This is a genomic window from Neptunitalea lumnitzerae (assembly GCF_027924185.1).
GTDB classification, from domain to species: Bacteria; Bacteroidota; Bacteroidia; order Flavobacteriales; family Flavobacteriaceae; genus Neptunitalea; species Neptunitalea lumnitzerae.
Genome location: NZ_BRVO01000001.1, coordinates 1,243,063 through 1,256,619 on the forward strand (window position 1 = coordinate 1,243,063; position 13,557 = coordinate 1,256,619).

16 protein-coding genes are annotated in these 13,557 nt (G+C 32.4%); 8 read left to right on the top strand and 8 right to left on the bottom strand.

Annotated elements, in window-relative coordinates; all coding sequences use genetic code 11:
• Window positions 1–126: 126 nt before the first annotated feature.
• Complete coding sequence (locus Y10_RS05540) at window positions 127–531, top strand: hypothetical protein (protein WP_281764368.1); 405 nt, start codon at window positions 127–129, stop codon at window positions 529–531.
• Window positions 532–667: 136 nt separating this feature from the next.
• The gene (locus tag Y10_RS05545) at window positions 668–1,177 is read left to right on the top strand and encodes a hypothetical protein (protein WP_281764369.1); all 510 of its coding nucleotides are present in this window, start codon (window positions 668–670) and stop codon (window positions 1,175–1,177) included.
• A gap of 491 nt (window positions 1,178–1,668) precedes the next feature.
• Here the strand turns inward: Y10_RS05545 and Y10_RS05550 are convergent, their stop codons facing one another.
• From Y10_RS05550 to Y10_RS05575, 6 genes are all read right to left on the bottom strand, one after another.
• A complete protein-coding gene (locus tag Y10_RS05550; protein ID WP_281764370.1) occupies window positions 1,669–1,980 on the bottom strand; it encodes a hypothetical protein in 312 nt (103 codons plus the stop codon).
• Between the two features lie 617 nt (window positions 1,981–2,597).
• Window positions 2,598–3,080, bottom strand: a complete 483-nt coding sequence (locus Y10_RS05555) for a hypothetical protein (RefSeq protein ID WP_281764371.1) — start codon at window positions 3,078–3,080, stop codon at window positions 2,598–2,600.
• A 157-nt stretch (window positions 3,081–3,237) separates the two neighbouring features.
• Window positions 3,238–4,005, bottom strand: a complete 768-nt coding sequence (locus Y10_RS05560) for a hypothetical protein (RefSeq protein WP_281764372.1) — start codon at window positions 4,003–4,005, stop codon at window positions 3,238–3,240.
• A 190-nt stretch (window positions 4,006–4,195) separates the two neighbouring features.
• Window positions 4,196–4,678, bottom strand: a complete 483-nt coding sequence (locus Y10_RS05565) for a VOC family protein (RefSeq protein ID WP_281764373.1) — start codon at window positions 4,676–4,678, stop codon at window positions 4,196–4,198.
• A 216-nt stretch (window positions 4,679–4,894) separates the two neighbouring features.
• On the bottom strand, window positions 4,895–5,335 hold the full coding sequence (locus tag Y10_RS05570) for a GNAT family N-acetyltransferase (RefSeq protein WP_281764374.1): 441 nt from the start codon (window positions 5,333–5,335) through the stop codon (window positions 4,895–4,897).
• Window positions 5,336–5,417: 82 nt separating this feature from the next.
• Entirely contained in the window at window positions 5,418–5,756 is a 339-nt protein-coding gene (locus Y10_RS05575) for a hypothetical protein (RefSeq protein ID WP_281764375.1), read from the bottom strand.
• A gap of 292 nt (window positions 5,757–6,048) precedes the next feature.
• Here Y10_RS05575 and Y10_RS05580 point away from each other — a divergent pair, with 292 nt between their 5' ends.
• From Y10_RS05580 to Y10_RS05605, 6 genes are all read left to right on the top strand, one after another.
• Window positions 6,049–7,437, top strand: a complete 1,389-nt coding sequence (locus tag Y10_RS05580) for a T9SS type A sorting domain-containing protein (protein ID WP_281764376.1) — start codon at window positions 6,049–6,051, stop codon at window positions 7,435–7,437.
• A gap of 333 nt (window positions 7,438–7,770) precedes the next feature.
• A complete protein-coding gene (locus tag Y10_RS05585; RefSeq protein ID WP_281764377.1) occupies window positions 7,771–8,094 on the top strand; it encodes a hypothetical protein in 324 nt (107 codons plus the stop codon).
• Between the two features lie 274 nt (window positions 8,095–8,368).
• A complete protein-coding gene (locus Y10_RS05590) occupies window positions 8,369–9,586 on the top strand; it encodes a DUF418 domain-containing protein (RefSeq protein ID WP_281764378.1) in 1,218 nt (405 codons plus the stop codon).
• Window positions 9,587–9,775: 189 nt separating this feature from the next.
• Window positions 9,776–9,943: a hypothetical protein gene (locus Y10_RS05595; protein ID WP_281764379.1), complete on the top strand. Its 168-nt coding sequence runs from the start codon at window positions 9,776–9,778 to the stop codon at window positions 9,941–9,943.
• A 16-nt stretch (window positions 9,944–9,959) separates the two neighbouring features.
• Window positions 9,960–10,949 carry a hypothetical protein gene (locus Y10_RS05600; protein WP_281764380.1) on the top strand — a complete coding sequence of 330 codons (990 nt, stop codon included), beginning with the start codon at window positions 9,960–9,962 and terminating at the stop codon, window positions 10,947–10,949.
• A gap of 127 nt (window positions 10,950–11,076) precedes the next feature.
• A complete protein-coding gene (locus Y10_RS05605; RefSeq protein ID WP_281764381.1) occupies window positions 11,077–12,045 on the top strand; it encodes a hypothetical protein in 969 nt (322 codons plus the stop codon).
• Between the two features lie 158 nt (window positions 12,046–12,203).
• On the opposite strand, the gene Y10_RS05610 is transcribed toward Y10_RS05605, so the two are convergent.
• Both Y10_RS05610 and Y10_RS05615 read right to left on the bottom strand, forming a co-directional pair.
• A complete protein-coding gene (locus tag Y10_RS05610; protein ID WP_281764382.1) occupies window positions 12,204–12,779 on the bottom strand; it encodes a hypothetical protein in 576 nt (191 codons plus the stop codon).
• A gap of 74 nt (window positions 12,780–12,853) precedes the next feature.
• Window positions 12,854–13,552 (bottom strand): MBL fold metallo-hydrolase, encoded by a 699-nt coding sequence (locus Y10_RS05615; protein WP_281764383.1) that lies wholly within the window; start codon window positions 13,550–13,552, stop codon window positions 12,854–12,856.
• Between the last annotated feature and the right edge of the window lie 5 nt (window positions 13,553–13,557).

Genomic DNA, 13,557 nt, shown 5'->3' on the forward strand with positions numbered 1-13,557 from the left:
TGTGGGGTTAATCTACAATCTCTTTTAACTTTAAGTAAGGAATAAAACTTATTCTTCTCTGGGGCATAAACATGAATATTGTGTATTTTTATGCTAGTATAAGGAGTTGTAAGCCATTTGAAAAAAATGAACGAACCAATAATAATTGAAGAATTAGGAAAAGTTTACGGAAGAGATGCCATATTTCTTGATGGAATTGAATTTAAGGGAACTCACTCTGTAAAACTGATAGGGGATTTTAATGGTTCGCTTTGTGAAAACGTAAAAAACGAAAAGTGGATTACATACGAACTGACTTTTAAGGAAATTTTGGAGTTTAAAATGGTGGAATTGGACTTTTATTCTGACATAGAATATACTTCCAGTTTTGAAAAAGTTTTTGACTCTGATAGAATAAACGAATTTTCTAAAAGTTCGCAGAATTTTAAATTAAAGAGTTCACACGAACATTATATTTTTCATACTTATGACCATGTGATTGAAGTAATTGCTAGTGAATTTGAATTAAAACTTAAACAAAAAAAAGAATAAAAACGGCACACAATCAATGGTAACCACAATTACGGCGGCTTCGACTTCGTCCGAATCTACTCTGAATTGCTACCGCCAGTTCTTAACCGAAAATCACTAACTTTAATCCTTTAACTGGTGGTTATACACAACCATTATGGCACATAAGATGAAACCAGTAGAATCTACATACGAAATTATTCTTGGGAAACATTTGAATCAAGACGTTGACGAAAAATGGTCTACTTGGGCTGTAGATATGATGATGATAGGATATGACACAGAACATTTAGTAGAACTTGCTGGAATTGAAAAACCATACAACCAATTCGAATTAAAAGAATTAACCGACAAGGTATTTGAAGAACTTAATCTTGACTTCACAAATCGGGATAAAGTAGTTGTTGATTATGTGACTTATTTGGCTACGGAAGTACTGAATGATAATAGAGATTTACTCAAAACCCTAAGAGAAATTAAAGACCTGTGTATTGCTCTTGATTACCACCGTAAAATATATGATTTCTACTCGCTATACTATGCCAAAGAAGATTTGAATGATGATACTGTACAATGGTATTGGAATGGAGCAGACAGAACCAATATAGACCAAATTTGTATGGAATATTTAACCAACTGGATTAAAGAAAATGGAAGTCAACTTTAATAAGGAAAGCCAAGTTTTAAACAATTAAAAAATCTATGATACAAGCCGCTCTAGAGCGGCTTTGATGTTTTTAGGGGGTAATATGCTTTATAGTGAATTATCAATTTTGGGAGCTTTAATCGAGGAGTATGAGAACAAAAATACTTCTCTGTAATAGCAAATGAGCCAATTAAAACTACTAATCGGCTCATTTTTTAGTGTTTTTTGAGGTGATTATATGATTTTGGAGAAATGATGCCGTTGTGACATTAAGTAAGCCTATGCATAGAGTAGAACCAATATGGGAGGTTGGCCAGTAGCTCAAAGTCCAATTCTACGAACGACAATAACGCAATCCAAATTAAAGAAGAGAGGTTATTTAAGTATGCTAACATAATATAAGGGTTAGTATCATTTTTGAACCGACGTATACGCGACCCGTACGTACGGTGGTGTGAGAGGCGCACTTCGTCAGCTACTGGCGGAGCCGTCTACTCGATTGTGTAGCGTTTTTACATTTGATTAAATACTCCGTTATAATCTATTGGATATATGATTTCATAATTCCAATCGTCTTCTGCAGTATTCAATCTTTTCATTATTAAACTTTTGTCTAAAAGGCTTTCTTGATTAAGAATGTCCATAATCAATTGTATAGACTTTTCCCATTCAGTAACTTCAAACAGCATATTTGCTCCACCTGGACCTAAATCGCCTGCTATCCATTCTCCTAATCCATTACTATTCAGTTTTTCGTGAATCTTTTCTTCAATAGAATGACGTAAGTCTAAGACTTGTAAATCATTTTCATTTTTTGGTTGCATTTGTACAAAAATGATTTTTCCAATATTGTCAAAACTCTTTCGGTAACCTTTAATTTTTAGGGAAGATTTTATTGAGTCCAATTCAGATTCCGATACTATTCTTTTATTAGTTATCTTCTGAAGTGTGTTGTAATTTTCATCAAAACTTATTTCTCCTTCTATCAAATTCAGGTTCGAGTTGTCTTTTACAATTCGACTGAACTCAATTATTCCTTCGGTCTCATTTTTATAATTTGAACTGACGTATTTAATGTCCACTTTTTCAGTCGGTTTATGATTTGTTTGGTTGTTACAACTCAAAGCAAAAATGGTTATCAATATTATTCCTATGTTCTTCATTTCTTAAATGCTACACAACTCGTTATATATGGATAAACATACACTATATTTAATGTTATTTCCCAGATAAGAGGAGCCTATGTTTATTATTTACTTACACCTTATAAATATAACACTTTACGTGTGTCTATTTTACGGACAACCATAAAAAGTAATTTAACAAAACAAGCAGCATCACGCCGTTGCACAAGCTATTCGCATTTAGTGAGTGCGGTAAGCTTTACATTGCTGTTATTTGGGAGTTGTGAAACGGTTTCCGGTGTTGTAGCTAGTTTTTATTATTTCTTCTTAAGAGATTCTGTTTTTAGTTTTTGAATTAATTCCACGTCATCTTCTTGTATTCCTCCAATTTTTTTTCCGAAACAGTTTAATAGTGCATAAATGGTTCCAATAATAACATCTCTTCTTCTTGTATCAACCTTATGATAAGTAGCATCCGTTATTTTAAATCCTAATGAAACTTCCTCTCCTTTTAAAGCCTCTACATAGCTAATAAAGAAGTTTAAAGTTTTTTCAATTTCAATCCTAAGCTGTTGAGGAAGTTGATTTTCGTTAATTAAATATTCAACATTATTTCGTCTATATTCTTTATCCAATTTGCATATTTTTAATTCAACGTGTGCATAGTGTCCCGTATATTTTTTAAAAAAGCCTATACCAGTTTTTTCGTCAAAACTCCAGATTTCAAGATTATCCTTTATTTGATAGAAGTACTTGGCAAATCCCCCTAATGTACCATGTAAAAGTTTTATTTCATTCATAGTTTTTTTGCATTGCTTACACCTGTCTCTTATAACCGTCAGTTACGGTTTTAAAGTTAATAACTTTCAGTTTAGCACTTATGTTGGCAATTCCGAGTGGATTCGGACGTAGTCGAATCCGCCGTAATTGCGGTTATACATTGTTGCCAGTAGTTTTTTATTCATTTCCTTTCGAGTCTAAAACTTTTGTTTCTATTCCATAAATCTCAAATACGGCCTTGGCTTTATTTCTTGTTCTCTTATCATTGCAAATAAAATAGTCGCAATAGCTCGAAAAATGACTGTGACTTGCATCCCAAAGTCGAGCGTAATTTGATTTTTCATTGTGTTTGTCTTTCCAATATCCAACCATATCTAACATCTCGAAAATTCCAGCAAATCTATTATGCAGTCCCATTTCTTTTCCTTGAGGATGAAACTCAATTGCTTTTTCAATCATACCCACGAGTGAAAATCCGCCCATTAAGTCGCTTTTAGAATTGATTTGCTCAATAACTTCTTTAGGCGAATAATTGTTAATTCGGATTGGGTCAATATTTAGTTGTTTTCTAAATTCCGCTTTTTGTGTTTCGCTTACGGTATTCATCATTCCTTTCATCATATTTTGCGCAAAAGGAACATCGTTTATTGTGTTAAAAACAACACTTGGTTTTTCTTTTAGTTTATGGACTTTGTTTGATGGTAATTCCTGAAATAGATAGTTGTTATTTGTAACACTTGATATTGTTTGAAAACGTTTTTCAAGTCTATTATTCAGTTCAGATTTTGTTTTTGCAGTAATTTCATTTGCTTCTTGAAGATGAGAAGCAGAATAAAAGAAGTCAGTTATGTTTTTGTCAATATTTTCCAATAAATCCGTAGTTGACAATGAATTTTGTTCAATGTCAACGAAAATGTTGTTATCTAAATATGCTGTTTTTTTCAAATTACTGGCAACTCGTTATATTAGGATAAATATACTCTATATTCCATGTTATGTTCCGGATAAGAGGAGCTCTTGTTTATTATTTGTATATCTCAAATATAATACTTTGTGAGTATAGATTTTCACGCCGCCCATAAAACAATAGCTGTATTTACTTCATTATCAAAAAGTACATAGCCATTACCCCAACTTACTTAAGTTCCGAAAGTATAATCTTTTTCTGTTTTAAGGTGTTTTTCATGGCCTTTTCCCTAACGTTAGGGTTACTGCTATGTATAAGCTCATAATATTCTGTTGGAATCACCTGCCATGATAATCCGTACTTGTCTTTACACCACCCGCAAACGCCTTCTGCACCGCCATTGGTTGTAAGAGCTTCCCAATAATAATCGGTTTCTGATTGGTTTTTTGTATTGATAACAAACGATACCGCCTCGTTAAATTTAAATAAGGGTCCGGCTGCTAATATGCTAAACTCCATTCCTTCAATTTCTATAACTGCGGTTTCTATTCCGGCATCATTCCCACTTTCTTCGCTATTAAATTGTTTATAATCTAGCAGCTTACCATTTTTAAAGATGGACAGATAGTATTCAGCCACCGCTTTAGCATCTTTCTCAACCCATAAATAAGGGGTTATTTTTTGAATGTTCTTTGATGATGAATGTAGCATATTTGTAGTTTTATATTTTCTTTTAAGACCTTTTTTGGTTTCATCTTCACTTTTCTGAAGCTAGTATGAAAGATAACGAATAAAGAGTATTAAAACTAGTGGAATAAATGAATAAACGTAGTTATGTTCTTTATTAATGAGGTTAATCTTCACCAAGGTATATCATATTTGATTATCCCAAAGAATCTGTACAAATACTACTATTGCAACTTTTAATTATTTCTTTAATTCCATGTGTAAGATAGGGTAGGGTTTGCCAGTAGCATCTAATTCAGAACGATTTATAACCTCAAATCCGCAATGCTTATAAAAACCTACGGCTTGTTCATTCTGTTCATTTACATCTACTTTGGTTACGTTTAAATTTTTAATAGAATAGGCTAAAAGCGTTTTTCCTATTCCTTTTCCTCTATCGTTAGGGTGTATAAATAGCATTTCCAAGTTTTGGTTTGCTACCCCTATAAATCCCACTATTTTGCCGTTATTATTTCTAACACATTTTAGATCAACTGCATCTAAATAGGTATTTAAAATTAGGGGTTTGAAATAGGCTATATCTACTTCTTTAAGAAAACTATGTGTAGCACGTACCGAAGCCTCCCAAACTTCTACTACCTCTTTATATTCGCTTTTAGCAATCGCGTCTATTACATTCATTTTAATGATAGCTTATGGGAATAAAGATAAAGTTTTTCACTTGAAGCTTTTGGTTAATTACCTTTTTAAGTATAGATGTATTCTATTGTTTTACTTTTTTTCTATAGTATAAGAAAAATAATAGCTGAAGTAAGGTATGTGGTAATATACCAATGAGTCCTATTTTCAGATTAATTTCAGTAATAAACTTGCTTAAAAACACCAGTACAATAGTAGCCAAAATACTTGGTAGAAAAAACAGTACACGCTCTGTGTAAAAGGTAAGTTTTAGTTTTTTTACGACTATAAATAACCAAGGTATATAACACACTACCCAGAGTATTAAATATACCAAGCCTATTACATTAACCATACAGCTATCTCCCGAACAATCTTTTCTAAGAATGAGCAACACCATTACTATGGTGACTAGAATAGCCAAGAAGTAGCTTTTTATGTTGAAATGTTTCATAGGCTATAGCAAGATAGAAATTAAACTTGTATTTAGTAGCATTATTACTACCAGATAAATGATCTTCGCGGAAAACTTACAAAACCTCTAAATATGAATACTTAGCAAAAATCTATTGTTTTAACAAGTTTACAGGATTATATGAGGTGTTTGAATTGTTGGATTAAGATTTTTGAAAGTTTTTTATTACATTTATTGATATTTTGTAATAATTTTCACATTTATTATGAAGTATCATCAATCTAAAAACAACGCATCAATCATGAAAAAACAATTACTTAATTTAACTTTTATTTTAATAATAGGCTACATGCATGGGCAGTGCTTTAGCGAATTACGCTTAGGAGGGCATGTAGTAACCGTAAAGACTGATGGTACCCTTTGGGGTTGGGGCTATGGTGGATGGGGGCAATTAGCAAATGCCGCTATGAACAATCCTAGTAGTCCTGTTCAAATAGGAACTATGAATAATTGGGTATCTGCCTATAATGGCTTAATAACCACCTTTGGCGTAAAGCAAGATGGTAGTTTGTGGGGCGTAGGTGGCAATTCATATGGGTGCTTAGGAGTTGGATCATCTGCACAAGATTATTATACAAGTTTTCAACAAGTGACTTCTTATACCGATTGGGTAGATGTGCGTGGCGCTTATTTTTTTACGGTAGGGTTACGTGCTAATGGTACCATTTGGGCATGGGGCCAAGGCGATCAAGGACAAATGGGGAATGGTACAACACCTATGGCACAACCTACACCTACACAAGTGGGTACCGATACCGATTGGGCATCGATAGCTGTTGATGCAAGCAGAACGGCTATTGCTATTAAGAATAATGGTACCGTTTGGGGGTGGGGAGCTAATACTGGTTATATGTTATACGCGGGTTCTAGTGTTACTTCTTACACCTTACCTACACAATTAAATACAGATACCGATTGGGCAAAGGTTTGTTTAGGCGGACATCATGTATTAGCACAAAAAACTGATGGTACCTTGTGGGTTTGGGGTGGCGCTTATGATGCCATGGGTGTAGGACAAAATTATGTTGATGTGGCTACTCCCGCACAAATAGGTACAGATACTTGGCGCTCTTTTACGGCAGACCCAAATGCATCTTTTGGGGTAAAAAGTGATGGTACTTTATGGGCATGGGGCTTTAATACCGAAGGAGAATTGGGAGATGGTACCACTATAAATCAGCCATTACCAGTACAAATAGGTACCGATGCTGATTGGGTGTCTGTTATAACCAAATTATATGCTCCTACCATAGCAGTAAAAGAAGACGGTAGCGTTTGGGCATGGGGAGACAACACTTACGGGACCTATGGAAATGGTACCTATACCAATAGTTTAACTCCGGTAGAAGTAATAGGTATTTGTGTAGATACACCACTAACTACTCCTGAATTTGAACAACCTACAATACGTTTATATCCTAACCCTACCACTGATAAGGTTACTATAGACAGCGCTTTAAACCTTACCGAGTATACCATAACCAACCTATTAGGACAAACTGTAGCAAAAGGTACCCTAATAGAGGGGCAAAAAGAAATAGATATGCAAGCGTACAGCTTGGGTACGTACATAGTGCATCTAACAACAACTTCGGGTGCTAACTATACTTATAAAATAGTAAAGCACTAAAAAGTAAAAAAGTCGCTTTTAGAGCAGTTTTGTTGGATTATAATATTTGTACAGTCGTACTATTTATTCTTCATATCCGGAGTATTAACAGGAATATTGTGTATTTTTATACGGATATAACGAGTTAGATATAATTTATAAACCAAAAATGAAAAAGACTGTATCAATTCTAATTTTGCTTTTTATTGTTAAGATATGTCATTCTCAAAATTCAAATGGAATAAAAAATCGCTGAAATACTTATCTAAAAAGTATTGTGAACCAAAAAAAGAACAAAGCACATTTGACGCTGTAATGTCAATGCTTTGGGCTATATTTAGTTAAATTACTCATATGAATAGAAAAATAAAATGGACTTTCAGAATGTCATTGACAAGCATTTTATTGCTGACTATTACCCTATTTATAAATTACTTTCGAGAACCATTATTCGGAATTAAAGAAGGATATGCGCCACATAATTTTAGCTTCAATTTTATGTTTTTTATTCCTGCAAAACTAATATCACTCGGATTGGGAATAGCGGTAATTGGAAGAACAATTAAACATTGGACAAAATGGAATTTTTTAAACAAAAAAATACTTTTAATCAGCCTTTCAAGTCCAGTAATTTTATTATTTGTTTATCAAACAATTAGACTATTGACAATTGAATAAAAAAACATGTGGTAACAATGGTAACCGTTGCACAACTCCCAAATAACCTTAAAAGATTCATTGTACAAGGCGATTTAGAGCGGCTTTGTTGTTTTAGTGGTAGTGGATTTTCTGGTTTTGTGGTAGGCTTGCAAGCGGTTCTTTTTGTTATTTAAAAATAAACTTTAAATAGGAAAAAAACTTCTCTTATCAGCAAAATACACAGGTATATTGTGTATTTTTATACGTGTATAACGAGTTAGGAAGAATACGGACAAAAAAACTAAAACTTGAATTGAACGATCAACCAACCAAAGTAAAAAACCGAATTGACTTATTAGATGTTTATCGTGGATTTGCCATTCTGGGTATTTTTGTGGTAAATATTATTATAATGAATTCGACTTTTCTTAATCAAGACGAATTTGCAAAACAATGGACTTCTAATATTGACCAAATAACCGAGAGGGTTTTACAACTCTTTTTCTATACAAAATTCTTCCCGATTTTTTCATTACTTTTCGGATTGGGAATTTCAATGCAGGCTTTAAAGTTGTTTGAAAAGAACAAACTTTCATCTTCATTTTTTACGAGAAGAATGTTCTTTTTGTTCATATTTGGAGCATTGCATATCATATTTTTATGGTCAGGAGATGTTTTAAATATTTATGCTATTCTTGGACTTTTGACCACGATATTCATAAAGAAATCTAATAAATTGATTCTCATTTTAGCTGCAATTTTTCTCTTCTTTCCTTTTTATGACCAAGTTTTTGAATACTTGTTTAAATTTTTAAATTTTCAACCTGAAACTTATTTAAGTAATTACACAGGAGAAACCGTAAACCAAATTATCAAAAACGGAACTTATCAACAAGGAGTAAAATTAAGATTGTTGGAATATCTTGCAAACATCCCAGTATTGTTTGTTTTTTTAGCCCCAATTGCCTTGTCAATGTTCTTACTCGGACTCTATCTTGGAAAAAATAAGATATATGAATCATTAGAGTCTTTCATTAAACAAATAAAGTTCCCCGTACTTCTAACAACAATCATTACAAACATCTACAGAATTCTGTTTTTGTTCGTATTTATCAAACTCGAAATTTTTAAAATTGAGCTTTTTAGAACGTTATTAATCAAATTAATGGTAATATCAGATGTAATAATGGGATCCTTTTATTTATGGTTTATTGGTTGGCTTTGGTATAACACGAAATGGAGAAAAATTTTGTCACCGTTAAAATATGCAGGTAGAATGGCTTTGACAAATTACATAATGCAAAGTTTTATCGGAGTGATTTTATTCACATCAGTCGGATTTAAATTATACGAAACGTTAAGTCCATCTCAAACCCTTACTATAGCTATTTTAGTTTTTGTTTTTCAAGTAATATTAAGCAAAATTTGGCTGACCTATTTTAAAATTGGACCATTGGAATGGATTTGGAGGTGCTTAACATATAAAAAGTTAATACCGATTAAAAAAAGTACCATGCCTAACAATATATAACACCTGTAAGAGTAGCAAAACCATTAGATAACCGAAAGAGATAAACTATAAAAGTCGCTTTTAGAGCAGTTTTGTTGGATTATAATATTTGTACAGTCGTACTAATTATACCTCTTTCTGTAGGATTAATAGTAATATTGTGTATTTTTATACGGATATAAAGAGTTAGAAAAAATTAATACCAATCATATGCACAATCAACAATTAGCGAATGAAATTAATTCTTTGAAAGAAACCATTGAGTCTTTGATGATGGAAATTCAATATTTGAGAAATGATTTAGAAAAAACGAGAGATGAGAGTGAGGGTTTAAAGTTTATAATATCTGAATTGGAAAGTGTCTTAAGAAGAGACTAAAATAATAAAACAATAAATGTCAACAAGTACAAAATGGAAAAAAGGACTGTTAAAAACAGGGCTTCCTTTAGAATATGTTACATCAAATATATTTAATTCTTTAGGTTATGAAATTTTTGGAGAATATCCGTATATCAGACCAAATGAAAGTAAAGAGTTGAAGGAGTTTTCGGTTGATTTAAGAACATACAAATGTCTTGATTCAGAAGGTAAACTTATCGTCCTTTCCGCTCTTGTTGAGTGCAAATACAGACAACTAGGAACTTCTTGGATTTTCTCACCATATCCAAGTGAGATGTATCCAATAGGAATTTTAAACTCAACTGAGGACTTAGTACCTGTCAGAATTGAGTCTAAATCTGTATGGGAATTTGAACAATCTATAGGTTATTGCATTGGTGGTGTTGAGCTTTCAAACGATGGTGGAGGCAATACGAATGGAGTAAAACACGGAATTTTCCAACTAAGGTTTGCTATGCCAGTATTTGTTAAAAATGATTACGAAAACGTTCTTGACCATACATATTCAGAAGGTAGATTTATTGATTTATCGTGCGGAATTTTGGTTACGACAGCTGACATAAGAGTAATTAAGTCAAATTTAGAACTAAAAGACTTTAATCTTGCTTCTGACTTAGATGAAATTACAGAATTGAAAGAAGCAATCATATTAAACGAAAGAGCTGGACCTCAATTACAAGAGTTTGCCGATTCACTGGCTGACGATTTAATTGATAAACACCCTGAACTTGAACAAAGGTTACTGGATATTGGTAAAGTTCTGGTTGGCAAGGAATGGATAAATAGAGTTGCCCCAGATTTGGATACTATCAAAAGAAGTATTGGATTTAGCGCTGAACGAATATTAATTGTCAATGAAAAATATCTATCAAAAACGATTAATAATCTTGAAAAGGCTATTTTACGAGATATAAAAAAAGAAAAAGTATACGGAAAAGTTATAGAAAAGAAAGATGACCTTGAAATTACAAAACCTGACAAATAATAACTGGTGCTAACACGGCTATAATTCAAAGCTTATTTGCTATCTTTCGGCTACGGCGGAAATAATCCTGTGGATTTGTCCGCAACGAAATCATAGCGAAATCCGTTAATACTAATACACGAAAAAATTGCAAAACGAACCAATAACAAATATTACGAATGATTCTTTGAATATATCTATTCAGGACAGCTTGTTTGTTCAAATTAAAAATCTCAACGAAAATATTTCTTCGATTCATTCCGATTTGCATAATCACTTGAATCAAGAAACTGACACTTTTTTAGGTGTTTCAAATGATACAATCTTTACCGTTGTTTTTACAGTTTTAATTTTCGCCCTTGGAATTTTAATTGACAGATTAATTAAAAGAAAAAATGAACAAGCAGATTTGCAAAAGTTAAAAAATTATTTCATTAATCAATTTGATGAATTAAAGAACAATATAGTTCCTGAATTAAGAAATGGTTACAAAAAGTTCTATCAAGAAACGATTAGCTTAGATAAAGGAATACCAACGACAGCACCAAAGATTTTAACCAATACTTATGACCGACTATCTAATTTGGAATCGCCACTTTTATTCAAAACATTTAAAAACAGTTCTTATTTTAATACTGCTTTTTCTCAAATTGATTTTATTAAAAACTTAATGGTTATTGTTGATGATTATCATTCCACAGTAGTGCAACAAAGTGAAACACTTAGATCTGTTTTTGTTAGCTTAGATAAGAAATATCTAGACAAGGTTATTGAATTCACCGAGTATGAAAAGAATAATAATCCTAATTATCGTCAAGACCCAACATTTCTACTTTTAGACTCAAAAGTTCAATACTATCATCAAAATATAGTTGGTAAAAGAGCTCTGGTTGATTACTACAAAAGTGTTATTCGACCAATTCAAATACAAATAGTAAATACTAATTTATTTAGGACTCATCCAATTGGTAGAGAGATTTCAATTTTAGGTAGAGATATTTCTCACCAATATAGCCACTTAAGAATTTTAAATATTGAAATACGCCAACAATATAGGTATTTTACGCAAGTATTAAACCGAACAATTTCTAAGTTAGAATCTCTGAATACAGAATAAATACTAGTGGAAACAATGGTAGCCATCACAACTCCCAAATAAACGCAAAATATAAAAAATACAAGCCGCTTAAAAAGCGGCTTTGTTGTTTTTAGTTACAAACGTTTAACTTATATTTCCTCTAAAATCACCTCCAGTTTATATCAAACCACATTAGCTTAATCTTTATTATAATCATCTTCATAATCATTAAAAAAATAGCTAAAGTTTCTCATTTTTATGGTTCGGTGTTTTCGCTTAAAATCGGGTAGTGATAATCGGTATTCCTCATTACTTTCGGCATTAATGGTTATGAGCAGTATACCTACTTCAGTATCTTCAATAAAAATGTTATTGTTAGCTATTTGTATGTTATAAATAAGCCCCACATACAATTCAGTTACCTTAAGGTTCTCAATTGCTACAATACGAGTGCCATGTTTTTCATCATAAATGATGATCAATTTTTCTCCAAACCATTTTATATAATATAGTTGAATTCCATCATCTGAATGATTACTAAAAGGTTGGTAATTCACTACAATACCATCGTTATGTTTAATTTTCACACAACATCTCCCAAAGTTTGTTTTGTCGTGCTGGAACCAAGCAAGTTGATTACCGTTGGTTGCTATATTTTTTAATGTAATGGCATGACTAGCCATTTCACTTTCCCATTCAATAATGTTGTCTTCATTTATAACATCAAATCCTTCATTCCAAAGATTGAGTATAATTATGTCCCAGAACTTCATGTATGCTTATTTATTTAAACTTTATTAAGGTTTGTTTGTGGTTTAATAGCTATTTGTAGTGCCATATAACATTTCTAAAAAGCTACTGTAATTTTTTCTCCCGGTGTAACTAGGGGTTGCATGTTTTCTACAGGACCCCATGTTTCTTTAGCGCTTGGTACCTGTTGTGGGTATAGGTGATAGATGTAATACATTTGTGCATCAATTTCTTTTTCTTCCTCTTTCGCATATTGTAAAATCCAATAGGGTACAAAGGCTACATCAATATTTTTTGTACTGCTAATAACTTCAGGGTCGGTAGTGTCGCCCGACAGAAATATACGTTTACCATGCCAGGTAATAAGGTATGAGTAATGCCTAAACGGAATGCCAAATATTTTATGTTTGGTTTTAAACGCTTTAATTTCAAACCCCGGAATAGTTTCACCTAGTTTTTCAAGCGCTTTAATATTATGCACCCCAAAATGCTGTCCGCCTTTTGTTTTCATTACGCTTTTTAAATTCTTTTTAGAGTAATGGTCAGCGTGTTTATGGGTGTATATAAATATGGCATCTTGTGTAATGCTGTCTAACTCAGCATCATCAAACTCCATATAGCCATGCGCACCAGATTTATAAGGGAAATCTATATAAAAATTAGTAGTACCATCTGTCATATACAGTCCGCAGTTGCCCATAAACTCAATGGTAATTTGGTTGTTTTGGGCGTAGGTAAAACGGGTTGTAAAAGCACAAGCTAGTATAAGCAATAGGCTAGAGTAGTGTAATTTCATAGGTT